This window comes from Mesorhizobium sp. P2_F8 (assembly GCF_056403655.1).
Window position 1 is genome coordinate 274006 of the sequence record NZ_JBFUFB010000002.1, and the last position, 26828, is coordinate 300833.

The 26828-nt window shown below is 63.6% G+C and carries 25 protein-coding genes; 13 read left to right on the top strand and 12 right to left on the bottom strand.

Features of this window, described 5'->3' with window-relative positions; translation table 11 throughout:
- Positions 1 to 161: 161 nt before the first annotated feature.
- Complete coding sequence (locus AC1DZP_RS05035; RefSeq protein WP_477300527.1) at positions 162 to 719, top strand: GNAT family N-acetyltransferase; 558 nt, start codon at positions 162 to 164, stop codon at positions 717 to 719.
- Between the two features lie 18 nt (positions 720 to 737).
- Here the strand turns inward: AC1DZP_RS05035 and AC1DZP_RS05040 are convergent, their stop codons facing one another.
- A complete protein-coding gene (locus AC1DZP_RS05040; RefSeq protein WP_477300529.1) occupies positions 738 to 1154 on the bottom strand; it encodes a MerR family transcriptional regulator in 417 nt (138 codons plus the stop codon).
- Between the two features lie 108 nt (positions 1155 to 1262).
- Between AC1DZP_RS05040 and AC1DZP_RS05045 the strand changes: the two genes are divergently transcribed.
- Positions 1263 to 3500 (top strand): heavy metal translocating P-type ATPase, encoded by a 2238-nt coding sequence (locus tag AC1DZP_RS05045; RefSeq protein WP_477300531.1) that lies wholly within the window; start codon positions 1263 to 1265, stop codon positions 3498 to 3500.
- Positions 3501 to 3519: 19 nt separating this feature from the next.
- Here the strand turns inward: AC1DZP_RS05045 and AC1DZP_RS05050 are convergent, their stop codons facing one another.
- Positions 3520 to 4704: an MFS transporter gene (locus AC1DZP_RS05050; protein ID WP_477300533.1), complete on the bottom strand. Its 1185-nt coding sequence runs from the start codon at positions 4702 to 4704 to the stop codon at positions 3520 to 3522.
- 140 nt (positions 4705 to 4844) lie between these two features.
- Entirely contained in the window at positions 4845 to 6515 is a 1671-nt protein-coding gene (locus tag AC1DZP_RS05055; protein ID WP_477300535.1) for a Na/Pi cotransporter family protein, read from the bottom strand.
- A 378-nt stretch (positions 6516 to 6893) separates the two neighbouring features.
- On the opposite strand from AC1DZP_RS05055, the gene AC1DZP_RS05060 reads away from it, so the two are divergent.
- From AC1DZP_RS05060 to rpoD, 3 genes are all read left to right on the top strand, one after another.
- Positions 6894 to 7262, top strand: coding sequence for an RcnB family protein (locus AC1DZP_RS05060; protein WP_477300537.1), 369 nt, complete (start codon positions 6894 to 6896; stop codon positions 7260 to 7262).
- Between the two features lie 150 nt (positions 7263 to 7412).
- Positions 7413 to 9347: a DNA primase gene (dnaG, locus tag AC1DZP_RS05065; protein ID WP_477300539.1), complete on the top strand. Its 1935-nt coding sequence runs from the start codon at positions 7413 to 7415 to the stop codon at positions 9345 to 9347.
- A gap of 456 nt (positions 9348 to 9803) precedes the next feature.
- Entirely contained in the window at positions 9804 to 11825 is a 2022-nt protein-coding gene (rpoD, locus tag AC1DZP_RS05070) for an RNA polymerase sigma factor RpoD (protein WP_095090975.1), read from the top strand.
- Positions 11826 to 11948: 123 nt separating this feature from the next.
- Here rpoD and AC1DZP_RS05075 read toward each other — a convergent pair whose 3' ends face one another.
- Entirely contained in the window at positions 11949 to 13007 is a 1059-nt protein-coding gene (locus tag AC1DZP_RS05075; RefSeq protein ID WP_477300540.1) for a TauD/TfdA family dioxygenase, read from the bottom strand.
- Positions 13008 to 13302: 295 nt separating this feature from the next.
- Between AC1DZP_RS05075 and AC1DZP_RS05080 the strand changes: the two genes are divergently transcribed.
- The 3 genes from AC1DZP_RS05080 to AC1DZP_RS05090 all read left to right on the top strand — a co-directional run bounded on the left by AC1DZP_RS05080 (position 13303) and on the right by AC1DZP_RS05090 (position 15192).
- Positions 13303 to 13596, top strand: a complete 294-nt coding sequence (locus AC1DZP_RS05080; RefSeq protein WP_095091717.1) for a GYD domain-containing protein — start codon at positions 13303 to 13305, stop codon at positions 13594 to 13596.
- Positions 13597 to 13700: 104 nt separating this feature from the next.
- Complete coding sequence (locus tag AC1DZP_RS05085; protein ID WP_477300542.1) at positions 13701 to 14759, top strand: DMT family transporter; 1059 nt, start codon at positions 13701 to 13703, stop codon at positions 14757 to 14759.
- 40 nt (positions 14760 to 14799) lie between these two features.
- Positions 14800 to 15192: a thiol-disulfide oxidoreductase DCC family protein gene (locus tag AC1DZP_RS05090; protein WP_477300544.1), complete on the top strand. Its 393-nt coding sequence runs from the start codon at positions 14800 to 14802 to the stop codon at positions 15190 to 15192.
- Between the two features lie 57 nt (positions 15193 to 15249).
- On the opposite strand, the gene AC1DZP_RS05095 is transcribed toward AC1DZP_RS05090, so the two are convergent.
- Complete coding sequence (locus AC1DZP_RS05095) at positions 15250 to 15507, bottom strand: DUF2798 domain-containing protein (protein WP_477300546.1); 258 nt, start codon at positions 15505 to 15507, stop codon at positions 15250 to 15252.
- Positions 15508 to 15802: 295 nt separating this feature from the next.
- On the opposite strand from AC1DZP_RS05095, the gene AC1DZP_RS05100 reads away from it, so the two are divergent.
- A complete protein-coding gene (locus tag AC1DZP_RS05100; protein WP_477300548.1) occupies positions 15803 to 16480 on the top strand; it encodes a PadR family transcriptional regulator in 678 nt (225 codons plus the stop codon).
- A 233-nt stretch (positions 16481 to 16713) separates the two neighbouring features.
- Entirely contained in the window at positions 16714 to 17010 is a 297-nt protein-coding gene (locus AC1DZP_RS05105) for an HlyU family transcriptional regulator (protein ID WP_477300550.1), read from the top strand.
- 60 nt (positions 17011 to 17070) lie between these two features.
- On the opposite strand, the gene AC1DZP_RS05110 is transcribed toward AC1DZP_RS05105, so the two are convergent.
- The 5 genes from AC1DZP_RS05110 to AC1DZP_RS05130 form a co-directional block, all read right to left on the bottom strand.
- Complete coding sequence (locus tag AC1DZP_RS05110) at positions 17071 to 17865, bottom strand: ATP-binding cassette domain-containing protein (RefSeq protein ID WP_477300552.1); 795 nt, start codon at positions 17863 to 17865, stop codon at positions 17071 to 17073.
- Positions 17865 to 18962 carry an ABC transporter permease gene (locus AC1DZP_RS05115; RefSeq protein ID WP_095090981.1) on the bottom strand — a complete coding sequence of 366 codons (1098 nt, stop codon included), beginning with the start codon at positions 18960 to 18962 and terminating at the stop codon, positions 17865 to 17867. Before AC1DZP_RS05115 ends, AC1DZP_RS05110 begins: the two co-directional genes overlap by 1 nt.
- Positions 18963 to 19017: 55 nt before the next feature.
- Positions 19018 to 19974 (bottom strand): rhizopine catabolism ABC transporter substrate-binding protein, encoded by a 957-nt coding sequence (locus AC1DZP_RS05120; protein WP_477282545.1) that lies wholly within the window; start codon positions 19972 to 19974, stop codon positions 19018 to 19020.
- A 156-nt stretch (positions 19975 to 20130) separates the two neighbouring features.
- Complete coding sequence (gene iolE, locus AC1DZP_RS05125; RefSeq protein ID WP_477300555.1) at positions 20131 to 21030, bottom strand: myo-inosose-2 dehydratase; 900 nt, start codon at positions 21028 to 21030, stop codon at positions 20131 to 20133.
- Positions 21027 to 22145, bottom strand: coding sequence for a Gfo/Idh/MocA family protein (locus tag AC1DZP_RS05130; RefSeq protein WP_477300557.1), 1119 nt, complete (start codon positions 22143 to 22145; stop codon positions 21027 to 21029). The genes iolE and AC1DZP_RS05130 overlap by 4 nt, the downstream gene beginning before the upstream one ends.
- Positions 22146 to 22244: 99 nt before the next feature.
- Between AC1DZP_RS05130 and mocR the strand changes: the two genes are divergently transcribed.
- Complete coding sequence (gene mocR, locus AC1DZP_RS05135) at positions 22245 to 23696, top strand: rhizopine catabolism transcriptional regulator MocR (RefSeq protein WP_477300559.1); 1452 nt, start codon at positions 22245 to 22247, stop codon at positions 23694 to 23696.
- 10 nt (positions 23697 to 23706) lie between these two features.
- On the opposite strand, the gene AC1DZP_RS05140 is transcribed toward mocR, so the two are convergent.
- Together AC1DZP_RS05140 and AC1DZP_RS05145 are read right to left on the bottom strand one after the other, a co-directional pair.
- A complete protein-coding gene (locus AC1DZP_RS05140) occupies positions 23707 to 24909 on the bottom strand; it encodes an MFS transporter (RefSeq protein WP_477300561.1) in 1203 nt (400 codons plus the stop codon).
- 242 nt (positions 24910 to 25151) lie between these two features.
- Entirely contained in the window at positions 25152 to 25610 is a 459-nt protein-coding gene (locus tag AC1DZP_RS05145) for an Lrp/AsnC family transcriptional regulator (protein ID WP_095090987.1), read from the bottom strand.
- 171 nt (positions 25611 to 25781) lie between these two features.
- Here AC1DZP_RS05145 and AC1DZP_RS05150 point away from each other — a divergent pair, with 171 nt between their 5' ends.
- On the top strand, positions 25782 to 26516 hold the full coding sequence (locus tag AC1DZP_RS05150) for an AzlC family ABC transporter permease (RefSeq protein ID WP_477300563.1): 735 nt from the start codon (positions 25782 to 25784) through the stop codon (positions 26514 to 26516).
- Entirely contained in the window at positions 26513 to 26812 is a 300-nt protein-coding gene (locus AC1DZP_RS05155; protein WP_477300565.1) for an AzlD family protein, read from the top strand. Before AC1DZP_RS05150 ends, AC1DZP_RS05155 begins: the two co-directional genes overlap by 4 nt.
- The last annotated feature ends 16 nt before the right edge of the window (positions 26813 to 26828 follow it).

Sequence of the window (26828 nt, forward strand, 5' to 3'; positions counted from 1 at the left end):
GAATGGTTGCGCCAGAGCGTCGTTTCCTCCCAAGGGATAAGACCAGGGCCGCGTTTCCAGCGATGGGAATGCGGCCTTGTCGCAAGAGGCCGCACCCGGTGGACCGTGCCTTCGCGGATAATGCTGCTACTTTGTCGGCGCAGCTACTCCGCCGGTGCAAAATGGTCGAACTCGTCAAACCCGCGCTTGAACATTTGCCGTCCTACAAGGCGGCGCTCGAGCGCGGCTGGTCGCCGGACAATGTGCGGCTCGAGCAAGCGACGCGCGAGCAGCTTGCGGCCATCGAAAAGGATCCGGTGGCCTTTCTCGCCGACCTCGATGATCCCTTGGCCAAGGGCGGCCCTATAACCTTGCCCGACGGCAGAAAGGTGCCGCGCCTGCCGGGCTTTCGGCGCTGGATCTGGGACGGCGAAGCTTCAGGTTCGATCGGCTTTCGCTGGCAGCCAGGTACGGCTGCGCTGCCGCCGCATGTGCTCGGCCATATCGGCTATGCGGTGGTGCCGTGGAAGCGACGGCGTGGCTACGCCACCGAGGCGCTGCGGCTGATGCTGGACGAGGCGAGGGCGGTCGCCTTGCCTTATGTCGAGATCACCGCCAAGCCGGGCAATCCGGCGTCGCACAAGGTGATCCTGACCAATGGCGGCAAGCTGGTCGAGCGTTTCTTCGAGGATGCCGCCTATGGCGGAGCGGAAAGCCTGCGGTTCCGGATCGAGCTGTAGCGGGCGCGCGAGCCCTCCTCACCCGTGCTCGTCGGCGCACAGCGCGTGGTCGGACAAGGCGCGGATGACGTAGCAGTCGCCGACCGTATTGCCGTGGCAGCAAGATGCGATGCGTTCGAGTTCGGCCTCCAGCCGCTGCAGCTGGGCAATCTTTTCCCGCACCGAGATCAGTTGCTCCCCGGCGATCCGGTCGGCATGGCCGCAGGGCTGCTCGGGGTGGCCGCTCAATTCGATGAGCGAGCGGATATCCTCGACGGCGAAGCCGAGGTCGCGGGCGTGACGGATGAAGGCCAGCCGCTCGAGCTCCTGCCGGCCATAGCGGCGCTGGTTGCCTTCCGAACGCTCGGGTGCGGCAACCAGGCCCATCTGCTCGTAGTAGCGGATCGTCGGCACCTTGACCCCGGTGCGGCGGGAGAGATCGCCGATCGAAAACATGATTTTGCCTCTTGAAGCTCTAGTGACTAGAGCAATTACAGTGTCCGACATCAGGGTTCAAGACTCACGCGGCGGCAGGCCGCGCGGGCAAGCCAGACAGGTGATGCGATGACGGCTCCCCTCAGGCAGCCAAGTATCAGGCAGACACGGTTCAAGATCGACGGCATGGACTGCGCCTCCTGCGCGGCCAAGATCGAGACGGCGGTGCGCCGTCTCGATGGCGTCGCCGACGTCTCGGTTTCGGTGACCGGCGCCAGCATGACGGTCAGCCACGGCGGTGTACTGCCCGAAGACAAAGTGCTGCAGCAGGTGACGCGGCTTGGCTATGCCATCGCCAGGGCGGAAGCCAAGATCGACGGGCGTGCTTTAGTGGCCAAGGCAGATGATCATGCTGATCACGATCATGAAGGCCACGACCATGGCGGCGAGCCGGTCGGCGAGCGGACCGTCGGTTCCGCCCATCTCCACGGCGATGCCGAGTCGAGGCAGGCGTGGTGGCGCAGCCGCCGCGCGGCGCTGACGCTGGCCTGTGTTGCAGCGCTTCTTGCCGCCTACGGCATCGGCCATCTGTTTCCGGCGGCCGAGCGCTGGGTCTTCTTGGCCGCACTGCTGGTTGGCCTGGTGCCGATCGCCCGGCGCGCGCTGATGGCGGCACTGGCCGGCACGCCGTTCTCGATCGAGATGCTGATGACCATCGCCGCCGGCGGTGCGGTGATGATCGGCGCCACCGAGGAAGCCGCCGCAGTGGTTGTGCTGTTCCTGATCGGCGAAATGCTGGAAGGCGTCGCTGCCGGTCGGGCACGGGCCAGCATCCAACGCCTTGCCGACCTGGTGCCGAAGACGGCAATCGTCGAGCGGGCAGGCGGCACGGTCGAAGTCCCAGCCAAAGACCTTGCCGTCGGCGATGTGATCGTGGTGCGGCCAGGTGATCGTATCCCGGCCGATGGCGAGATCGTCGAGGGAGCGAGCGCTATCGACGAAGCACCTGTGACCGGCGAGAGCACGCCGAAGCGCAAGGGTGTCTCGGACGGTGTCTTCGCCGGCACGATCAGCACCGACGGTGTGCTCAAGGTTCGGGTGACGGCAGCAGCGTCGGACAACACCATCGCTCGGGTGGTGCGGCTGGTGGAGGAAGCGCAGGAAGCCAAGGCGCCGACCGAGCGCTTCATCGATCGCTTCTCACGGTACTATACGCCTGCTGTGCTGGTGGTTGGGGCGCTGGTGGCGCTGCTGCCGCCGCTGGTTGCCGGCGGCGACTGGAACGAATGGATCTACAAAGGCCTGGCGATCCTGTTGATCGGCTGCCCCTGCGCACTGGTCATCTCGACGCCGGCGGCGATCGCCGCGGGCCTGGCCACCGGCGCGCGGCATGGCCTGTTGATGAAGGGCGGTGCCGTGCTGGAAGGCTTTCGCCGGATCACAGCCGTCGCCTTCGACAAGACCGGTACGCTTACCGCGGGCAAACCGGTGGTTACCGACATCGTGGCCTATGGGCGCGACGAACGCACCGTGCTGGCGCTGGCGGCAGCACTTGAGCAGGGCTCCAGCCATCCCCTGGCGGTGGCCATACTGGACAAGGCCAAGGCCGCCAAGGCGCCGGTGCCGCCGGCCCTGGCCGCCAAGGCGATTTCAGGCAAGGGCGTCGAGGGTAGCGTCGGCGGCGTCGCGGCCTTCCTCGGATCCGGCCAGGCGGCGGGCGAACGCGCTACGATGACCGAGGCGCAGCGTCTTGCCATCGACAGCCTCAACGGCCAGGACAAGACCGTCTCGGTGCTGGTGGCCGATGGCGTGGTGGCCGGGCTGATCGCCATGCGCGACGAGCCGCGGCCGGATGCGGCGGCCGGCATTGCGGCGCTGAAGGCCGAAGGCATCCGCGCTGTGATGCTGACCGGCGACAACCGACGCACGGCCGAAGCCATCGCCGCTTCGCTCGGCATCGAGGCGCGGGCTGAGCTCTTGCCTCAGGACAAGCTGCGCATCGTCGGCGAATTGCAGCGCGGGGGGCTGAGGGTGGCCAAGGTTGGCGACGGCATCAACGACGCACCGGCGCTCGCCGCCGCCGACATCGGCATTGCCATGGGCGGCGGCACCGATGTGGCGTTGGAAACGGCCGATGCGGCGATCCTGCATGGCCGGGTCATGGATGTCGTGCGCATGGTGCGGCTGTCGCGGGCGGTGATGGCCAACATCGGCCAGAACATCACCGTGGCGCTCGGGCTGAAGGCGGTGTTCCTGGTCACCACCATTGCCGGCATCACCGGCCTGTGGCCGGCGATCCTGGCCGACACCGGCGCCACCGTGCTGGTCACCGCCAACGCCATGCGCCTGCTACGTTGGCGCGGGTGACGCGCTTTTGTCTTGTGCTCTACTCGGCTGGGGCCGTGAGCGGCGGCGTGGCGTTGCTGCGTCCTTCCCAGACATAAGACGCGAGCGCCACCGCGATGGCGACCAGCATGGCGATGGCGCCAAGCAGCGGCAGGCTGCGGTAGCCGTAGCCGGCATTCAGCATTGCCGAGCCCAGCGATGCGGCAAGCGCGATGCCGACATTGAAGCCGGATGGAATGAGCGACGAAGCGAGATTGGACGCATCGGCGGTCCAGGCCAGGATACGGGTCTGGATCGGCGTGCCGATGGCGAAGTTGAGACCGCCCCAGACGACGATCGCCACAACCATCGGCAAGGGGTAGGGGCTGACGGCATAGATCACCGCCAGCGTCACCGCCTGCAGGGCTAGCATGGTGATCAGCGACGGCATCAGCTTCCAGTCGGAGAGCTTGCCGCCGAGGAAGACGCCGAGCGTGGCGCCGACGCCGTTGAGCAGCAGCACCCACGGCACCAGGCTTTCATCAAGGCCCGTGATTTCGAGCAATGTCGGCGTGATGTAGGTGAACAGGCCGAACTGGCCGATCATCAGCATCAGCATCAGGATCAGCGAAGTCCAGACCTGCTGGCGCGCCAACACGCGAACCTCGCGCGCAAGGCCGGCGGGCTTGGCCTGATATCCAGCGGTTCGCGGCAAAAGCGCTGCCATGGCAAGCGTTGCCGCGACACCCAGCGCACCCATCACCCAGAAGGTCGCGCGCCAGCCGAAGACGTTGCCGATCGCGGTGCCGGCCGGCACGCCGATGACATTGGAGACGGTGAGCCCGGACAGGATGACGGCGACCGCCATGCCGCGCTGGTCCTCGCGCACGAGACCGACCGCCACGACCATGGCGACGCCGAAATACGCGCCATGCGCTATCGCCACGGCAATGCGCAGCAACAGCATCGAGGTGAAATCGGGTGCCAGCGCGCAGGCCGCCTGGCCGATGGTGAAGGCGACGGCAAGGCCGAGCAGCAAGGTCTTGCGCGGCAGCGACTTGGTGGCGAGCGCCAGCAGCGGACCGCCGATGGCGATGCCGCAGGCATAGCCCGAGACGAGATAACCGGCCGATGGAACCGAGACGCCAAGCCCCTCCGCCACCTGCGGCAGCACGCCGGCGATGACGAATTCGGTGGTGCCGAAAGCGAAGGCAGCAATGAACAGGGCGATGAGCGGAAGCGACATGGGAAGGCCCTAGCTGGAACGGCCTCAAACCACGGATGGGCGTTGCGGGCAATCCAGAAATTTTTGTCGCGACTTTAGGTTTTCTTGAGTGGGCGTGCGGGCGTGGAACGCCGATCTCCCTCGCGGGGAGACCGGCAGGGTCAACCTCCGCTCGCCTTCAGCCGCGATCCAGTGAGCAGGCCGCGCTCTTCCAGCACCGGATAGGCCATCGACGCCAACAGCGAATTGATCTGCTTCAGGTCGCGGATGGTGTCGAGGTGGATCGAGCTGGTTTCGACGCTCTTGGCGGTTCCGTCGCGCAGCCGCACGAAATGGCTGGCGCTGGTTTCCTTCTCGCGGTCGCGCAGCTGGTCCTTTTCCAGCACCAGCTGGCGGGCGGTCTCGGGATCGCGTGATACCAGCACGTTGAAGGCGAGCCGAGCATTGGCCAGCACCGAAGCGTGAAAAGCGCAGAGTTCGCGCCAGCCCTCGGGCGTGAACTCAAGCCCGCGCTCGAGCTTCTTCTTCACATGCACCAGCATGTTGCGCACGATGATGTCGCCGACCTGCTCCAGCTTGACGCAGGCGCCGATCAACTCCTGGCAACGCAGCGCCTCGTCCTCGGTCAGCGGATTCCTGGTAAGCTTGGCCAGATAGAGCTTGATCGCCGCGTGCTTGCGGTCGACGCGGTCGTCGAGTGCTGCCAGCGCCTTGATCTTGTCGGCGTCGGCGCTCTCGTACAGCTCGATGATGCGCTTGAGCATGATCTCGACGGTCTCGCAGACCCGCACCACCTCGCGCGTGGCATTGGCCAATGCCTGGCTTGGAACGTCCAGCGCGCTCTCGTTGAGCGCGGAAAGCTCGACGACATCGAGTGTGGCGGCCGGCGCCGGCTTGGTGCCAAGTGCCACGATCTTCTCCGAGGCGCGGTAGACGAACCCGGCCAGCGGCAAGCCGGCGAGCAGGATCAGCACATTGAACAGGATGTGAGCGTTGACAATCTGGTCCGCCGCCGTCGTGCCGAGGAAGGCGACATGCGGCCTGAAGGTCATGAACAGGATCAGCACGACCAGCGAGCCAAGCCCGCGCATTAGGAGATTGCCGATCGGCACGACGCGCACGGCAGGCCCCGCCGAGCGCGTCAGCATCGGCGCGATGATCGAGGAACCGAGATTGACGCCGAGGATGAGGACGACGCCGAGTTCCGGCGTGATTAGCCCACGGCCGGCCAGCGTCGCCATCAACAGAACCGCCGCGATGCTCGACTGGAACAGCCAGGTGATCAGCGCCGCCAACAGATAGGCGGTGATGGAATCGCTGGAGAAGTAGTTGATGATGACCGGCATGAGCTGGCTGTTGCGCAGCGGCTCCGATGCCTGGCCGATCATTTCCAGCGACAGGATCAAAAGGCCGATACCGACCAGGATGCGGCCGGATTGGCGCCAGTCGCGCCGCTCGGTGGCCATGAACATCACCGTGCCGGTGATCAGGCAGAGCGGCACCAGCAGGGTGAGATCGAAGGTCAGCAGCTTGACCACCAGCGCCGAGCCGATTTCGGCACCGCGCACGGCAAGCTGCCCGGCAGCGCCCGAGACGATGCCGGAGCCGGCGAAGGAGCCGACCAGTAGTGTGACGGCGGTGGAGCTTTGCAAGGCGATGGCGAGGCCGGTGCCGGCTAGCACCGCCATGATCGGATTGCGCATGGTGGCGCGCAGACGATGGCGCAGCACGTCGCCATAGGCGCGCTCTACGCCGGTTTTCACCATGCGGGTGGCAAACAGCATCAGCGCCACGGCGCCGGCCAGATGCAGAAGGACGACGGAACCGCTCATGTCGCTTTCCGCATGCGGACAACGGGGTGCGCGATGCGACAAGCGCGGCGATCAGTGGGGGAAACGAGGGTGCGAATCATGTTCATGGCAGTGACCAGGATGACGACATTACATTAGCCGGGTAATAAAATCTTGTCGATTTCAAGGGCCGTTGCGCCGCGACAGGCGGTGTCGGAAAATGGACGGACGCGCAAATGGTTGCATTGCCAGGCTGCTGTGGCGCGGCGGATCGCGCGTGTTTGGCCGCGATCTTTGCGAGGATGTTCAACTCTCCTAAATAAGCAAAGGAATTCATTACACAATTGTAATGCAGGTGTTCAGTTTCGGTTCATCGGTGGGTCACTATCCCTTGGGCATCGACAACCAAGGAGACTTCCAATGAAACGCATTGTCCTTTCCGCTCTCGCTTTCTCGATGCTGGCCGCCACGTCGCTCGCCGGCCAGGCCGCGCCTATGAATGCGCCGAACGCCCCGCAGTCGACCTACAGCCAGGTCGACTGGCAAAAGCCCGGCAAGCACGTCGACGTCAGGAAGCGTGTCGTGAAGAAGAAGATCGTTGTGAAGCGCAGCCATTGGCGCAATGGCCAGACGTATTCCGGTTGGAGGCAGCACCGGCCGATCCGCGACTATGGCCGCTATGGCCTGCATCGTCCCGGCCGCGGCCAGGAATGGATTCGCGTCGGCAACGACTATGTGCTTGTCGGCGTCCTCTCCGGCGTCATTTTCGGCGCGCTTGCCGGGCAGTAGATCCCGTCTGGGCCAGCAAATCTGCTGGGGGCGAAGGGAAGGCGGCCCGCAACGGCCGCCTTTTTTACCCTGTGGAAACCGGGCATCGTCCGCATTAGGGGTCGTCGGATTCCGCGGGCATGATTATATGGTGGGGAAACGAGTTTCCCGATGCGCTTTCCGCCCGCCTTCCTCGACGAGATCCGCGACCGCGTGCCGATTTCATCGGTGATCGGCCAGCGCGTGGCGTGGGACAGGAAGAAGACCAACGCGCCGCGCGGCGATTATTGGGCCTGCTGCCCGTTCCATGGCGAGAAGAGCCCATCCTTCCACTGCGAGGACAAGAAGGGCCGCTACCATTGTTTCGGCTGCTCGGTGTCGGGCGATCATTTCAAGTTCCTCACCGAACTCGACGGCATGAGCTTTCCCGAAGCGGTCGAGAAGGTCGCCGACATGGCCGGCGTGCCGATGCCTGTCCGCGATGCGCAGGAGGAGCGGCGCGAAAAGGAGCGCGCCAGCCTGACGGACGTCATGGAGATGGCGACCACCTTCTTCCAGGAGCGCCTGCAGGGGCCGGAGGGTGCGAAAGCCCGCGCTTATCTGCGCGATCGTGGGCTGACACCGGCCACGCAGCAATCGTTCCGGCTCGGCTTCGCGCCCGACAGCCGCAATGCCCTGAAGGAGCATCTCGCTGCCAGGGGTGTTCCCAAAGCCGATATCGAGGCCTGCGGGCTGGTGCGGCATGGCGACGACATTCCGGTCTCCTATGACTGGTTCCGCGACCGCATCATGTTCCCGATCCCGGATTCGCGTGGCAAGATCATTGCTTTCGGGGGCCGCGCGCTGGCGCCGGATGCGTTGGCCAAATACATGAACTCGCCCGACACCGAGCTCTTCCACAAGGGCAACGTGCTCTACAATTTCGCCCGCGCCCGCAAGGCGCTTGCCAAGGGCGGCACGGTCATTGCCGTCGAAGGCTATATGGACGTGATCGCGCTGGCGCAGGCCGGCTTCGAGAATGTCGTGGCGCCGCTCGGCACGGCGCTCACCGAAAACCAGCTCGAGTTGTTGTGGCGCATGGCCGGCGAGCCGGTGTTGTGCTTCGACGGTGACAAGGCCGGCCTAAAGGCTGCCTGGCGGGCCGCCGACATGGCCCTGCCGGCGGTGCAGGCGGGGCGCTCTGCGCGCTTCGCGTTGCTGCCGGAAGGCAAGGATCCCGACGACCTGGTCAAGGCCGAAGGGCCGGACGCTTTCCGTTCCGTGCTGGCGGATGCGCGGCCGCTGGCCGACCTTCTGTGGATGCGCGAAACGGCCGGCGGCGTCTTCGACACGCCGGAGCGGCGGGCCGAGCTCGAAAAGACGTTGCGCGAACTGACCAGTCGCATCCGCGACGAAAGCCTTCGCTATCACTATCAACAGGAGATGCGCGAGCGGGTGCTGAGCTTCTTCGGCGCGCAGCGCGGTACCAAGCAAGGCCGCCAGGACGGGCGCCCGGGCCAGGGCAAGGCGCCGCCGCCGGGCGGACAATTCGCCAAGGCCGGCGGCGGACGCACGCCGATCACCGAGAGCCTTGGCCGCTCGGCGCTCGTCAAGCGCGGCAGCGAGGGGATGTCGATGCGCGAGGCGACGATCATCGTCGCGCTGGTCAACCATCCGGTGCTGATCGACGAGAATTTCGCACATATCGAGTTTCTCGATCTCGCCAACTCCGATCTGAGGCGGCTGCACGCCGCCATCCTCGACGCGATGGCGCATGACATGGCCAATGACCGTCAGGCCGTGGTGGCAATGATCGAGCGCGCCGGCTGCGCCGAGATCTGGGAGCGGGCGGTCGGGCTGATCCGGCGAATGCGGCACTGGCCGGCGCTGGAGACTGCAGCCCTCGAGGATGCCCGCGACGCTTTCAGCCAGGCCCTGCACTTGCAGCGCAGCGCGCGCACCTTACATAAGGAGCTGAAACAGGCGGAAGCGGCGCTCGCCACCGATCCCACAGACGAAAACTACCGGCACCTGATCGAAATTCAGGCGCAATTTCAGGATGTACAGGCGACGGAAGCGCTGATCGAAGGATTCGGCGTATCCTCGGGCAGGGCCGGGCGGGCTTAAAGCATGATCCCGAAAAGTGGGAACGGTTTTTCGTGCTTCCACCAAAAGAAAGACAGAGCCTTTGCCGGCCGATAGGGCAGGGACGGGCTCGGCAAGAGAGTGAAATGTGAAAGCGCTGTTGCGCGTCCAAATGGCGCGCGGCGGGGCTAAGTCGGGTAATTGATTCGCTTTTTTCATGCGAATCATGCGAGAGGCGCTTGACCTTCCGGCAGAATGGCGGAATCAGGACGATTCGAAACGTTAACCCGCACCCGCGTCGACGGGAAATAAACGATGTGAGGTACTGGTCACTGGACAGGCAAGCTGCCTGCCACAGATATCAGGGTTAATCTGGACTTAACGAGAGATGCAGTTACTGGCCCGGTGAAGCGCGACTCATAAGCGAGTGCATCCGATTTGACTGGTCCGACAGCTTACGCGGCTTTGATGTTCGGCCGCTAGGAGAAGATAAAGACTATGGCGACAAAGGAAAAGGAAGAGGTCGAAACCGAACGCGAAGGCGCCACCGATGGCCCTCTGCTCGACCTTTCCGATGATGCTGTCAAGAAGATGATCAAGGCCGCCAAGAAGCGCGGCTATGTCACCATGGACGAGCTGAATTCGGTGCTGCCCTCCGAGGAAGTGACCTCGGAGCAGATCGAGGACACCATGGCGATGCTGTCCGACATGGGCATCAACGTGGTCGAGGACGACGAGCAGGGCGAAGAGCCCGAGGCCGCAGACACTGCGGCTGATGCCGAGGAAGACGCGAACGAGCTGGCCGAGCAGACCGGCACCGCCGTTGCTGCCACCACCACCAAGAAAGAGCCGACCGACCGCACCGACGATCCGGTGCGCATGTATCTGCGCGAGATGGGCTCGGTCGAGCTTCTGTCGCGCGAGGGCGAAATCGCCATCGCCAAGCGCATCGAGGCCGGCCGCGAGACGATGATCGCGGGCCTGTGCGAAAGCCCGTTGACCTTCCAGGCCATCATCATCTGGCGCGATGAGCTCAACGAATCCAAGATTCTGCTGCGCGAGATCATCGATCTCGAAGCCACCTATGCCGGCCCCGAGGCCAAGCAGGCGCCGGTGGTGGAGCGCATCGAGGAAGCCAAAGTCGAGGACAAGCCGCGCCGTTCGCGCGACGAGGAAGACGACGTCACCAATGTCGGCGCCGACACGCGCGGACTGGTCGATGACGACGAGGAAGACGAGGACGAGGCCAGCCTGTCGCTGGCGGCGATGGAAGCGGAACTCCGCCCCCAGGTGATGGAGACGCTCGACGTCATCGCCGACACCTACAAGAAGCTGCGCAAGCTGCAGGACCAGCAGGTCGAGAACCGGCTGGCCGCGGCCGGCACGCTGTCGCCCAGCCAGGACCGCCGGCTGAAGGAGCTGAAGGACCAGCTGATCAAGGCGGTGAAGTCGCTGTCGCTCAACACGGCGCGCATCGAGGCGCTGGTCGAACAGCTCTACGACATCAACAAGCGCCTGGTGCAGAACGAGGGTAAGCTCCTGCGGCTCGCCGAAAGCTACGGCGTGCGCCGCGAGGAATTCCTGAAGGAATATCAGGGCTCGGAGCTCGACCCGAACTGGACGCGCGCGATCGGCAACCTGACCTCGCGCGGCTGGAAGGAATTCACCAAGAACGAGAAGGACGCCATCCGCGACCTGCGCGCCGAAATCCAGCATCTGGCCACCGAAACGGCGATCTCGATCCTGGAATTCCGCAAGATCGTCAACCAGGTGCAGAAGGGCGAGCGCGAAGCCGCGATCGCCAAGAAGGAAATGGTCGAGGCCAATCTACGTCTCGTCATCTCCATCGCCAAGAAATACACCAATCGCGGCCTGCAGTTCCTCGACCTGATCCAGGAAGGCAATATCGGCCTGATGAAGGCGGTCGACAAATTCGAATACCGCCGCGGCTACAAGTTCTCGACCTACGCGACATGGTGGATCCGGCAGGCGATCACGCGTTCGATCGCCGACCAGGCGCGCACCATCCGTATTCCGGTGCACATGATCGAGACGATCAACAAGATCGTGCGCACCTCGCGCCAGATGCTGCACGAGATCGGCCGTGAGCCGACGCCGGAAGAGCTGGCCGAAAAACTCGCCATGCCGCTCGAAAAAGTGCGCAAGGTGCTGAAGATCGCCAAGGAGCCGATCTCGCTCGAAACGCCGGTCGGCGACGAGGAGGATTCGCATCTGGGCGATTTCATCGAGGACAAGATGGCGATCCTGCCGATCGATGCGGCGATCCAGGCCAATCTGCGCGAGACCACCACGCGCGTGCTGGCCTCGCTGACGCCGCGCGAGGAGCGCGTTTTGCGCATGCGTTTCGGCATCGGCATGAACACCGACCATACGCTGGAAGAAGTCGGCCAGCAGTTCTCGGTCACCCGCGAGCGTATCCGCCAGATCGAGGCCAAGGCGCTCAGGAAACTGAAGCATCCAAGCCGTAGCCGGAAGCTCAGGAGCTTCTTGGACAGCTGAGCTCGGACGGCGTCGTCGCCGACCAGCTCAATTGACGCCGACACCGATGCCTGCTGCGGCGTGCCCATCGAAGGACGTCAGGCGGACCTCAGTCAACGTGGCGGGGTGCCCGCCGTTCCGGAACTACCACAACGGCACGTTCAGCCGCGTCCCTTTGACGATGATGCCGCCCCGGTTGCCGATCTCTATTGAGCCATAACGCTGCCTGAAGCACTCGGGCAGCGGTCGGTCGCCCGGCACTGACAACCACAAACGCAGCATATGGCGCCGCTTGTCCGGGTCCGGCCAATCCCGAAAGCCGATGCGGTCGTGAAGCAGCGAATGATTGTAGACGAACTGCATGTCGCCGGGCCGCAGCCGCATCGACAGGTTTAGTCTGGGATCATTGGCAAGGCTGTCGAAGAGATCCAGCGCTTCGACATGCGCGGCGCTGAGCCGCATGGCATCCGGAAAGCGTTGCGCGCTGTCGATGTACTGGCGCTGATAGATGCCGGTCAGCAATCCCGCATGCCAGTTGAGGACCGGGATTTCGAAGTAGAGTTTTTCCCCTTCCGGTATCTCGCCGCGCCGGTCGGTGGCGATCGGATCAAACAGCAGGCGGGTGAGGTCGAGCCGTTTCTTGCGCATCTCGTTGTAGATCGTCACTGTGCTCACCAGCAGGGACTCGCCGCCTTGCATGGCATCACGTAGGCAGAGCAGACCGACAACATCGGCGGAGTCGGTGTGAAACGTCTGGCGCTCAGAGGTCTGGTAGATGCGCGTCGTGGCGTCCCTGGCGTCGGCGCCTGTGTCGCGGACGTGGCCGAGGATGTGGCCCTGGGCATTCTGGGATCGTGCGCTTCCCAGATGCGCGCCAATCCCGCAGAAAATCGTTGCCGCCATTTCCGCCGAATATCTCTCGACCGGGAGACCGCGAAGCACCTCGAAGCCAATGCCGGCGATCAGTTTTTCGCGAAGGGCGGCAAGATGGCCGACAAGCCGGGGCAAGGGGAAGTCAGCCTTGGTCAGGTTGCCGATGTCCTGCGAGCGGGCGAGAAAGCCGGTTGCCGCCAACTCCAGTTCCGCGACGTCGCGCGCGTCCAGTTCGACCAGCCAACGCTCAGGATGTTTCGCCATGTCCTCGCCGGTCCATGCGGCAGGACTCTCGATCGATTCCGGCGGCAGGTCGATCGTTTCGCGCATGAAGCTCTCCGGCGGCCGGGGATTTCCGCCAGATCGACGGCACGACCGAGATTGCCGCAATTAGGCGGGTTTTAAAACCGGCTTTCTCTGGTCGGCGCCGACCGTCTTACGGCCGTCGCTTTGCCGCCGCCTCGCGAGGCTCGCCTTTACCCAGCGACGGGCGTCGGCTCGGTAGTCCTTGCAGGATGTTCGCTGCGGGAGGATAATTTCGACGTCGGATGCATTTTCTGGGCGACAAACCCGGATGCCCGCCCCGGCGAAGCCGCCGTGCTCCGTGGCCCGGAGGGAGGTGTGCATGACAAGCTATATCGTGCTGATGAACTGGACGGAACAGGGCGCCAGAAATGTGCGCGATTCACCGAAGCGACTCGACGCCGCCAGGAAGCAGCTGGGAGACATGGGCGGATCGTTCAAGGCGTTCTACCTGACCATGGGTGAATACGACATGGTGGCCGTGGTTGAAGCGCCCGACGACGCGGTCCTGGCTCGCTTCTCGCTGATGCTGGCGGCGGCCGGCAACATCAGGACGCGGACGCTGAAAGCCTTCCCCGAATTTGCCTACCGCGAGATCATCACCTCGCTCGGGTAGTGCTCTCAGAACAGCGCGGAGGCTGAAGCGCTTTCAGGTCCTTGTCCAATGCATGTCGCCCAAATCCGCTGCGCAGTTTGGGCGACATGCACTAGGATGCGGCCATGTCCGAACCGAATTCACATGCGCATCTGTGGCCCGGCGTGCCGCTTGCTCTTGGCTCCGCCATCCTGTTCGGCGCGGCGCCGCCGCTGTGCAAGCTGCTGCTCGACAGCGTCAATCCCTTCATGCTGGCCGGTCTGCTCTATCTTGGCGCCGGCGCCGGGCTGGCCTTCTATCGTCTGTTGCGCGGCACCGGCGCTGGCGAGGCGCAACTGACCGCCAGGGATATGCCATGGCTGGTGCTGGCGATTGGCGCCGGCGGGATTATCGCACCGGTGCTGCTGATGTTCGGCCTCGGCCTCAACACCGCATCCAGTTCCGCGCTGCTGCTTAATCTCGAAGGGTTGGCGACGATGGCGATCGCCTGGCTCGTCTACCGCGAGAATGTCGACCGCCGCCTGCTCCTGGGCGCCTTCGCCATCCTGGCCGGCGCCGTTCTGCTGTCGTGGCAGGGTGAGGGCGTTGCCTTCAACCTTGGTGCCGTGCTCGTCGCCGCGGCGTGCCTGGCGTGGGGGCTGGACAACAATTTCACACGCAAAATCTCGGCCACCGACCCGGTGGTGATCGCCATGCTCAAAGGGCTGGTGGCTGGTGTCGTCAATGTCGGGTTGGCGCTCGCCGGCGGGGCTTCGTTTCCGCCAGCGTCGATCGTCGCAGTCACCGCGGCCGTCGGCTTCTTTGTCATCGGGGTCAGCTTGGTGATGTTCATCGTGGCGCTGCGTCATCTCGGCACGGCACGGACAGGGGCGTATTACTCGCTCGCCCCCTTTATCGGCGCGCTGCTGGCAATCGTCATCCTGGGTGACGCCGTCACGCTCAAGCTGGCGGTCGCCGGGCTTCTGATGGCCTTCGGCCTCTGGCTGCATCTGTCGGAACGCCATGAGCACGAGCACGACCACGAGGAACTGGAACACGAGCACAGCCATGCGCATGACGAGCACCACCAGCACCATCATGACGGACCGGTGAGCGAGCCACATTCGCACTGGCACCGGCATGCGCCCATGCGCCACCGGCATCCGCATTATCCCGACCTGCACCACAGGCATGGCCACGGCTGAGCATGATCCCGGAAAGCAGGTGTCGGTTTTTGGAAGGATCATGCCCGATCAACGGACCAAGCCTTTGCTGACCGTCTGGTACAACACACGCTGCCCGGTTTGCGATGCCGGCATCAGCCGGCAAAAGCGGCGGCTGATCGAAGCGGTCAAGGCCGGACGGATCGTGTTTCGCGACATCAATCTTGAACCGGCAGCACTTGCTCGATTTGGTGCGTCGCTTGAGGATGTCCGCCGCCGGCTGCACGCCACCGACGCCGACGGCCGACTGCTGGTCGGCGCCGACGTCGCGGTTGCCGTGTGGCAGGCAACGCCGGGCGAGGGCTGGCTGGCGACGGTGTTCGGCAATCCGGTTGCCTTGCCGCTGACGCGTTTTGCCTATGATCGGTTCGCCGACCTGCTCTACGCCTGGAACCGGCGCAGCGGCCGCTGGTAGCGGTTCTTCGTGGGTGACCGGGGCGAAGGGAGGTCCGGAGCCTCCCTCTGCCGGGCCCTATCGGCCGGCCGGTTCGCAGAGCGCGCCGACGATGCGGCGCACCACCGGCAGCACCAGCAGCAGCGTTGGAAACGCCACCAGCCAGGACAGACCCCAGGCGGTCATCCAGATGGACGGCAGGCTGGGGTGGAAACCAAGGCTTTTCAGTGTCGAGATGAATGAGACAATGAAGGTCATCAACAGTGACAGCACCAGCGGGCTGACGATGGCAGCATAGCGCGCGGGCAGCTTCCGGCGCCGATTTCTTGCAGTCATTTTGGGAGGTTCCCTGAAGTGTCCGGTCCGTCGCATTTGGCATCCATTCGCCGGTTTTCGGCGCAATTGCCCGGAAAGACCGGGGTTGGATGCGTTGCTTGACGTCAGACGCTTACGGAGCAGCCGTGGCGCTCGCGGGCCTTCTAGCGGCGCGTTCCGGCAAAAGCAAGCCTCTGGAGTCGTATTCAGATACATCGTAAGATATATCTTGACTCCAGCGATTGGTGTGCCTAATTAAGATATATCGTAAGATAGAACTCAAATATATCGTAAGATAGAACTCAAGGAGCAATCAATGCACAAGCAATTCGGGCACAATCATTTCGGCGAGCGCATGTTCATGCACATGGCCGGCAAGTTCGGCGGCCGTGGCGGCGGCTTTGGCCCGTTCGGCCATGGCGGTCGTGGCGGCGGACGCGGCGGCCCGGGCGACATGTTCCGCGCCGGCCGCATGCTGGCCGACGGTGATCTCAAGTTGATCACACTGTCGCTGCTGGCCGAGGCACCGCGCCACGGCTACGACATCATCAAGGCGCTGGAAGAGCGCACCAGCGGCATCTACAGCCCGAGCCCGGGCGTGGTCTACCCGACGCTGACCTTCCTGGAAGAGGCCGGCTATGCCGCTTCCGCGGCCGACGGCAACAAGAAGGTGTTTTCGATCACCGAAGCCGGGCAGGCGCATCTGAACGACAACCGCGAGATGATCGACGGCGTGCTCGACCACCTCGAGCGCTTCGGCCGCAAGATGGCCAAGGCGCGCGACTGGTTCGGTTGGAACGACGAGAGCGAAGAGGGCGGTCGTCGTGGCGGTCGTGGTGGCCGCTCGGAGGCGCGTGACGAATTCCGCACTGTCCGTCACCGACTGCGTGCGGCACTCGGTGACTTCGTCGATGCCCCGGCGGACAAGCAGGCTGAGGCGATCGCCATTCTCGAAGGCGCCGCCGAGGCGCTGGAAGCGCTGTCGCGCGGCTGAAGCCGCCCGTCCAGTACAGCCAAAAGCCAGAACAGACAAAAGCTCGGGAACCCCCGGGCTTTTTGTCATTTCGATTGACGGGCCGCGGCAGGCTGACGAGATCGATCTGCCAGCCGACGCCTTCATCAGGGGGCTGGAATGCGGCGGCACATTCGCGCATGCTGGAACAACAGCCGTCGTGAATCGCGAACAGGGCAGGCCGCGATTGCAAGGCGAACAGGGAGATTTGAGCGATGTCTTTTCTAAAGCGTCTTTTCGGCGGTGGTGGCGGAGCCGAGGCAGGTGAGCCGAAGACCGCAGCGCCAGCCAAACAGGTCGAGCACAAGGGGTTCCTGATCAGCGCCACGCCCTACAAGGCCGAGGGCCAGTACCAGACCTGCGGCGTCGTCTCCAAGGAGGTCGATGGCGTCATCAAGGAGCACAAATTCATCCGCGCCGACCGCTTCGCCGGGCTCGACGACGCCGTCGACATCTCGATCAAGAAGGGCATCCAGCTGGTCGACGAGCAGGGCGAGCGGATCTTCGGGTAGGGCTGGACCGGTCGAGGCGACGGCCGTCTGCTTTGCGCCACCTGTTTGACCTTTGCTCCCTTACGCGGGGCTGCCTTTGACCGCTTTATTCAGTTCTTGTTCCAGATCGACCAGTTCCTTGCCGCCCGCCATCAGATTGAGCAACTGGTCGCGATCGATTTCGCTTTTCGCGTAGGTGCCGGTGCATCTGCCGCGCTTCAACAAGGTAAAGCGGTCGCCGACCACATAGGCGTGATGAACGTTGTGGGAAATGAAGATGACGCCGATGCCGCGCGCCTTGGATTGGACGATGAGCTTCAGGACCACGGATGCCTGATGGACCCCCAGCGCCGATGTCGGCTCATCCAGGATCAGCACCTTGGCGCCGAAATAAACGGCGCGGGCGATAGCCAGACACTGCCGTTCCCCGCCCGAAAGCGTGCCGACAGGCTGTTCCGGATCACGCAGCTGGATGCCCATCGCCGACAATTCGTCATACGCGGTGCGGTTGGCGAACTCGGCGTCAAACTGGCTGATCGGGCCGAACTTGCGCATTGGCTCGCGCCCGAGAAAAAAGTTTCGCGCCACGCTCATGAGCGGCACCAAAGCCAGGTCCTGATAGACCGTTGCGATGCCGCTGTTGCGCGTATCGGCCGGTGACGCAAACCTCGTCGGCTTGCCCTGGACGCGGATTTCACCCTCGTCTGGCGCGTAGACGCCGGACAGCGTCTTGATCAGCGTCGACTTGCCCGCGCCGTTGTCGCCAAGCAGGCAATGGACTTCGCCCGGACATACGTCGAACGACACATCCTTCAGCGCAACGACCGACCCGAAATACTTGCTGACCGACTTCAGTTCGACATAGGGCTCGGCCATCACCGGCTCCTCATGGCGCGGTTGCGCACATAGCTGTTGAACAGCACCGCGATGACCATCATGGCGCCCATGAACAGCTTGAACCAGTCCGTGTCGATGCCGGTGTAGAAGATGCCCATCTGCACCACGCCGAAGATCAATGCGCCGAACATGGCGCCGACGGCCGACCCGTAGCCGCCGGTAAGCAACGTGCCGCCGATGACGACGGCAATGATGGCCTCGAATTCCTTTTGGGTGCCGCGCAGCGTGTCGGCCGAGCCGGTGACCAGGACCTGGATCGCCGCAAAGAGCGCGGCCGCCATGGCCGTCATGACGAACAGCGTGATCTTGGTGCGGGCCACCGGTACACCGAGATTGCGCGCTGCGTTGGCTTCACCGCCGGCGGCGAAGATCCAGTTGCCGAAGCGGCTGCGCGTCAGCAACCAGGTGCAGATCAAGGTCAATGCGATCCACCAGACGATCGACACCGGAATGCCGGAAATTGACGGCAGTCCGTCCGCCCGCTTGCCGACCAGGCCCATGTCCGAAAGCCAGGCGATCAGGCCGGAAAACACCTGCCCCGAAAACAGGCTGTTGAGAGGATCGTTCAACGCCAGTTCATGCACGCCCGAAACCTGGGTCCGCCCGGATATGCCGCGCGTGAGACCGAGTGTCAGGCCGCGCAGCATGAACAGGCTTCCGAGCGTCACGATGAAGGAGGGCAGCCCGGTCTTGACGACGGCGAGCCCGTTGAGCGCACCGATACCGCCGCAAACAGCGAAGGAAAACAGCAGCGAAAGCCAGATGGGCCAGCCCCAGAATACGGAAGGGATCGCGATCAGGATCCCGGCAAAGCCAATCATCGAGCCTACCGACAGGTCGAACTCGCCCGCGATCATCAACAGGGCCACGGGTGCGGCGAGAATGCCAAGCTGGGCCGAGACCTCGAGGAAATTGATGATCCCTTTGGCACTGAAAAGTCCCGTATTTCCCGCCGTGATGGCGAAGAACACAAAGACCAGAACGGTTCCGGCCGCCGCGCCAAGTTCCGGCCTGCTCAACAGGCGGCTCAGGCGGGAGACGGACCGGATCCGCTCGTCGCGAACCTCTGCAGCCATGGATGCGTTACCTTCATCAGTGAAAGCGGCCGGGCCGGGGCCCGGCCGCCAGCGGTTAACGCTTGCCCTGTTTTGCCAGATCGATGACAGAGGCGGCAGTATCCTTGGTGACAAAACCGGGGCCTGTCGGATAGTCGGCGATCGGCATGATCTTGTACTTCTTCCAAAGGTCGAACATCGCGACCGGGATATAGCCCATGGCATATTGCTGGGCGTCAATGCCCCACTCCATCTTGCCGGCAACAACGGCCTGCAGGATGGTTGGAGACAGATCGAACGTGCCGGTTTTCACCTTGCCCGCAAGGCCCATTTCATCGAGCGCGGCCAGCGTTGGTTCGGCACCGCTGGCGCCGACAGCGAGAATGAATTGCGTATCGGCATGGGCGGTCATATAGGCGATCATGCGGTTCTTCATTTCGGTCGGGTCGATGACGCCGTTCATCACCGGAACATCGACGCCCAGCCCCTTGGCAAAGCCCGCGCAGCGATCGTCAAGGCTGGAATTGCCCACCTCGTGATTGGCGCAGACCGCCTTGGTGAGGCCGAGTGCCTTGATGCGCTCGCCGGCCATGACGCCCGCCTGAAATTCGTCCTGTCCCATGAACAGCAGGCCGCCAAGATCATGGGTCAGCTTCGAACCGCCAGAATCGATGACGATGACCGGGATGCCGGCGGCAACGGCATTCTTGACCGGACCTGAAAGGGCCGCGGCGTCGGGGATCGAAACAACCATCCCATCGGGCTTCGAGGCTGTAATGGCGTCGATCATTTGCGCCATCTTGGCCATGTCGAATGTTTCGGGCGCCAGATATTCGGCCTTGACGCCCAGGGTCTTGGCCGCATCGTCCATGCCGTTCTTCACGACCGACCAGTAGGGGTCGCCGCTCTGGCCATGGGTTACAAACACCACGTGCGTATCATCGGCGGCCGCAAGATTGGTGGCCGCCGCCATCATCGTAGCGCCGGCCAGCAGGCCGAGCGCAGGCTTTATTAATTTCGCAAGCGAAAACATAACAACCTCCTGTTTGTTTTCCRCCGCCGCAGTTACGGTCGGCAGTCCAGTTGCCCCTTCAAGGTGTGTTGTTATTCCATGACCTGAATCTTCGCACACCCCTGTCCAGTTTCATTCATCAGCACTGGTTCCCTGGAGACCGAATAGTGGCCTCGATCATTCCCTGACAGTAAATCCGGCTTCCCCAGCCATGCGCGACAAATTCCGGAATCCCATTGTCGCGTAGGTCAGCGGGTTGGCCTTGCTGGGATCCTGCTCGGCCTCGACGACCAGCCAGCCGCTGTAGCCGTTGTCGGCAAGCACGCGCAAAATGGCCGGGTAATCGATGAACCCGTCGCCGGGAACGGTGAATATCCCGTCCATGACCGCTCCCATGAAACTCATGTCTTGCGCACGGGCCCGATCAAGCACGGCCTTGCGCGCGTCCTTGCAATGCACGTGCACGACGCGCTTGACGTGCGCCCTGATCAAAGCCAGCGGGTCGCCGCCCGAAAATGTCGAATGGCCGGTGTCGTAGAGCAGGCCAACGGCCTCGCCGGTGTGGCGCATCAGCAGGGCGACCTCGGCATCGGTCTCGACGATGGTCCCCATATGATGGTGAAAGGCCATGCGCACGCCGAAATCCGCCATCCGCTCGGCCAGCGCGGTCAGTTTGCGGCCGTAGGCCGGCCATTCCTGCGGGTTCAGTGCCGGGCGTTGCGAGATCGGTCCCCAGATGGCGTCATGGCGTCCGCGCGAGGTGTCGGCATAAACGACGTGCGCCGCGCCCATATCCTTCAACAGCTGGAGATGCGGCATGATCGCATCCATTTCCGCGCTGACTTCCTTCTCGTCGCAGCGGCCATCATACCAGCCCGAAATCACGGCAAGGCCATAGCGCTCCATGATCGGCTTCAGCTCGGCCGACCGGCGCGGGAACTTGCCGCCAAGTTCAGTGCCGGAATAGCCGGCCCGTTTGGTCTCGCCGAGACAGACCTCAAGTGGCGTATCGCCGCCGAGTTCCGGCACGTCATCATTGCTCCAGGTGATCGGGTTTATGCCGATGCGAACCGTCACGGGCGAGCTCCTGATTGCTTGAGCTGGGCAAGGTGGCGCCGGGTGAGCCCGGCCAGCAGCTTCATGTCGCGACGCGCCTGCTCGGCGGTGTTACGCACCGGCGTGCCTTCGACGATCGCCGACCAGAAACCCTTCAACTCCTCGACAAACGCCTCTTCGTATCCGCTGCGGATGTCGCGGCTGGAAAGCGTGTGGCCGTCGCTGGTGCGCAGGGTCAGCCGTGTCGGTTGGTGGTTGAGATAGGGCGAGGGGAATTCCAGTTCGAGCGAGGCTTGGTCGAAGTAGAGCGTTATGCGCTCTCGGTAGTCGGCGAGCCCAGGTACGGCCAGATGCACCATGTTCCACAGCGCCTGGCCACCGAGCAGCCGCACGGCACCCTGGCCGCCTTCACCCCTGGCAAAAAGCGAGGCGCCGACAATGTCGCCATCTGTGACGCCGAGCGCATCGAGCAGCCCGTGGACGGCGTTCACGTCGTGCACGATCGCTGAACAATAGGCGCCGACAAAACCACGAAAGGCGTCGGGGTCATCCAGTCCAGGCACCGCTCGATCCACCTGCTCGCGCTGCCTGGCTTCGGTCGCGGCAACCAGATCCACCGCGACGTCGTCACCCCGGCATGTGGACTGGTGCCGCACGAACGGCCACGCGTCGGGATCGTTGACCTCGACCGAAATGTAGCGAAGCGTCCGCGCCGTGCCCGGCAGCATCTTCAGCGCCGCCTCGTAGCTCGGATCGAAACGCTTCATGTAGCCAACCTGAAGCACCTTGCCGGCGCGATCCCTGGCGGCGATCAGGTCGTCGATGTCCCCGGCGCTGTAGCAAAGCGGCTTTTCGCAGAAGACGTGCAGCCCCCGGGCGAAGGCGGCGAGAGCCTGTTCCCAGTGCAAGGCATCGGGGGAGGCTATGACCACGGCGTCAAGCGGCATCGCTAGAAGTCCGTCGAGATCGGCGAATGTAGCGAGGCCGAATTCCTCGCCGACAAAGGCGCGGGTTTTGCGCGAAGGATCATAGACGCCGAGGATCTTGAACTGCCGGTGCAATTTGAGCAGATTCGGGATGTGCTCGACCTGGGCGACGCCTCCCACACCGATCACTCCCACCCTTATGCACTGCATCGGTCAGCCCCACCTGAACCCTGAACGCATTTTTCTTGAGCCTAGGACTGCTTTGGTTCCATTGTTAGAGCCAGTTTGCATTGATTTTTCGGAACCACGATGAAGACGAGTTTTCCAATCGACGGTGTTGCGCTGGATCGCGGCAGTTCCGCCAACCTGCACAGGCAGCTCTACGTCCAGTTGCGCGGTCTGATCGAACGGCGCGTGCTGCCGAGCGGCCATGCGCTGCCCTCGACACGGGTCATGGCGCGGGATCTGCAGGTGGGCCGCAACACGGTGATTGCCGCTTGCGACCAGCTGGCGCTCGAGGGTTATCTGGCGATAAGGCCACGCCGGCCCTCGGTGGTCATGGATCTGCCGACCCGTTCGACCGCCGCGGAGCATGTATCGGTCGAGGGTGAGAATCCGATATCATTGCGCGGGCAGGCCATGCTCGCTCAACCCTATCATCACGGCCGACCCGGCATGCTCGCATTTCATCCCGGCATGCCGGACCCGGACAATTTTCCGTTCAACACCTGGTCGAAACTGCTCAGCCGCCGCGCAAAATTTGCGCATATCGACCTTTTCGGGACCTATCACGTCAAAGGCTATCCACCTCTTTGCGAAGCTATCGCTCGCTATCTCACCGCGTCGCGGGGCGTTCAGTGCTCCGCCGAGCAGATCGTCGTGACCAATGGCGCGCAGTCGGCGTTCGATCTTCTGGCCCGGCTGCTGATCGATGAAGGCGACACGGTGTGGATGGAGGAGCCGGGATACTACGGGGCGGGTTCGGCTTTCGTCTCGGCTGGGGCGAAACTGGCGCCGCTGCGCGTGGGCAATGCAGGCTGGAACCTCGATCCACCGCCTGTCATTCCGCGCATGATTTTCGTGACGCCCTCCTGCCATCATCCGCTCGGCATAACCATGCCGATGGAACAGCGGCTCAATCTCCTGCACATGGCCGAGACCTGGCGGTCATGGATCATCGAGGACGACTACGACGGCGAATACCGTTTTCAGGGGCAGCCTATACCGGCGCTGCAGGGCATCGGCGCGTCGAACCGCGTGGTCTATGTCGGTACCTTCGCGAAAATCCTGTTTCCGGCCATGCGCCTCGGCTTTCTGGTGGCGCCCAAGGCGATAGACCACACAATCGTCTCGGCGCTGAGCGTGACCGGCCAGTTCGCCCCATTGCTTGCCCAGGCAGCACTGGCGGACTTCATGAACGAGGGGCACTTCACCCGCCATCTCAGGCGCATGCGACGCCTCTATGCGGACAGGCGGCAGTTCTTCCTGGAGAGCGCTCAAAGGCATCTCGGAGAATGGCTGGTTTTCCATTCAACCGAATCCGGCATCCAGGTTGTCGGCATTTTCCGCGATACATGTAACGACGCGGCGATTGCCGAGGCGTTGCTCCAACAGGGGATCAACGTCTCGGCTCTATCGATCCAGTACCGTCACGGCTCGGAACAAAACGGGCTTGTCATGGGCTTTGCGGCTGCCGATGCGCAGACAACCGAAAAGACGATGCAAAAATTTCGAGCCGTGCTGCAAGCCCATTTCGACTAGATTCCCGAGATCACGCGGTCTGTAACTGCCGGCGCGGCAGCGGCGGGAAGGCGATCGCGATGCCGACCGCGCCAAGGCCGATGATGGCCGAGCCGATGAACAGCCAGGAATAGTTGGCGTAGGCATCGAACACCATACCGCCTGCCAGCGGACCGAGCGCCATGCCGAGGCTGGACAGCATGGTCGCGGCGCCGAACACGGTGCCCAGGATGCGCTGGCCGAAATACTCGCGCGCCAGCACCGCATAGAGCGGCATCACGCCGCCATAGGTGGCGCCGAAGATGACGGCCAGCATGTAGAACTGCTCGAGCTGGCTGATGCTGAGATAGGCGGCAATGACGATCGCCTGGATCGCCAGGCCCGCGATCAGCACCGGCTTGACGCCGAGCCGATCGGCAAGCACGCCGTAGAGAAGCCGCCCGCCAAGCCCAGCTAGGCCCTCGACGCTGTAGATCGACACCGCCGCCATGGGCGCCACGCCGCACAGCATGGCATAGCTGACCATATGGAAGATCGGCCCGGAATGGGCAGCACAGCAGGCAAAGAAGGTCAGCCCGAGCACGATGAATTGCGGTGAGCCCAGCGCCTGGCCGGCCGTCAGGCCGGCGCCTTCGGCAACGGGAGCGGAACCGATATCGGCCACGGCTGGCTTCGGCGGCTGGCGGACCAGCAGCACGGCCGGCAACAGCAGCACCCATGCCGTGATGCCGATGTCGAACATGGCGGTGCGCCATTCATAGGCCGAGATCAGCCAGCGAGCGAAGGGCGAGATCGTCATGGGTGCTACGCCCATCCCGGCCGAGACCAGCGAGACGGCAAGGCTGCGGTTGGTGTCGAACCAGCCTGATGTCAGCGCGATCATCGGCGCGAAGAAGGCACTGGCCGCGAGGCCGACCAGCACGCCGTAGGTGATCTGGAAGCTCAGCAGCGAGCCGGCGCGGCTGGCCAGCACCAGTGCCAGCCCGAGCAGCACCGCGCCGATCGTCACGACGATGCGGGCGCCAAAGCGGTCGGACAGGGCGCCCCAGGCGAAGCCGCCAAGGCCCATCACCAGGAAGTTGAGGGTCATGGCGCTCGAAATGCCGGCGCGCGACCAGCCGGTGTCGATCGCCATCGGTTCGAGGAAGATCGCCAGCGAAAACATCGTGCCGATGGCGACACAGGACATCAGCGCGCCAGCCGCGACGATGACCCAACGATAGGAAAGGCTCATATTTTTTCTCCCATGCCAGAGGGCAGCGCAGCGCGCTGCTTGCGTCCGAAGGACGCCGGCACTGAGACCGATCCTACAATCCGGTTGCATTTTTTATCCAGTCTAACTGGCGCCTTTTCCGGTCGCCCCGGCCGCCTTCTACAGGCGGCGTGTCACGCTCCCAGAACCGCTTCGCACTTTTGGGCGACATTTGGACGCATGTCGTGGTCCCAAAACCGCTTCACACTCTTGGGCGACATGCGTCATAGCGGCAGTTCGGATGTGTATTTGATCGTCTGGCTGGGGACGTCGGTCTTGACGTTCTGCACACCCTTGATGCGGCTCAGATGCTCCGACTGGAAGCGGCGGTAGTCGTCGATGCCGGCCGCCACCACGCGCACCAGGGCATCGCAATCGCCGAGCATCAGATAGCATTCCATCACCTGCGGCAGCTTGGCCACTTCGGTGGCGAAATGCTCGATCGTGTCCTCGTCCTGCTGCTTCAGCCAGATGCGGGTGAAGAAGGTCAGGCCCTTGCCGATGCTGGCCGGGTTGAGCACGGCGACATAGCGGTCGATGACGCCGGCCTCCTCCAGCAGCTTCACGCGCCGCAGGCAAGGTGATGGCGACAGCCCGACCTCGTTGGCCAGATCATTGTTGGCCATGCGGCCGTCGCGCTGCAGTGCCCGCAGGATGCGCTTGTCGATCTCATCCAGCTTCATGGCTACAGATTCCATTTTCTTGGAAGTTTGCGACACTCAATGCCAAAATTAGATGAAATACAACAATCTTCGCAACCAAATTGCTGGACGGTGTTGGTATGTTTGCCGCCGACATCACTGATTTCAAACGCAATTGGAAGCGGCGGCCGCGAGGCCGACCGATGGCAAAGCATGAGCATTTCACAGGCAGTCGAGGCGGCAGGCGATGGTTCGACGTCCGAGTTCCGCCGTGGCGTGGCGTCATGCGCGCCGGTGCTGTTCGGCACCATCCCCTATGCGCTGGTGCTCGGCGCCCAGGCCACCCAGAAAGGCTTGAGCGTCGTCGAACTCTCGGCAATGACGGGGCTGAATTTTGCCGGCGGCTCGGAATTCGCGGCGATCCAGCTGTGGACGTCGCCGCCACACATCCTGCTCATCGTCGCCATCACCTTCCTGGTCAACAGCCGGCACCTGCTGATGGGGGCTGCATTGGCGCCGTTCCTGCGTCACCTGCCGCGGCGCAAGATGTTTCCGGCGCTGTTCTTCCTATGCGACGAGAGCTGGGCGCTCGGGCTTGCCGACGCCAGGCAGCGCGCCGCGGCTGGTATTACGCCAGCCTTCAGCCCGCGCTACTATATGGGTGCGGCGCTGGCGATGTATCTCACCTGGGTGGCGTTCACCACGCTGGGTGCCTTGCTCGGCCCGATGCTGGGCCATGTCGAGACCTATGGTTTCGACATGGCGTTTCCGGCCGTCTTCCTGGTGTTGATGCGTGGCATGTGGAAGGGCGTGGCCGCCGCGCGGCCCTGGCTGGTCAGCCTGGTCGTCGCGGCGCTGACCTATCTCATGGTTCCCGGCGCCTGGTATGTCGCGGCGGGCGCCGTGTCGGGGCTGGTCTCGGCCTGGTTCTTCTGGAGAGAAACATGATCGACGCGACGACCCTTTTCACCATCGTGCTGATGGCCGGCGTCACCTATCTGACCCGGATCGGCGGCTATCTCGTGCTGCGCAACCGCACGCTCAGCGTCCGTGCCACGGCGGTGATGGAGGCTGCACCCGGCTGCGTGCTGATCTCGGTGATCGCACCGGCCTTCGTGTCGAGGAACCCGGCTGACCTTCTGGCGCTGACCATCACTTTTGTCGCCGCAACACGGTTCTCCATGCTGCCGACCGTGCTGATCGGGGTCGCCTCGGCGGGCATTCTGAGGCATCTTATCGGATAGGACAAAAAGAGCCGGC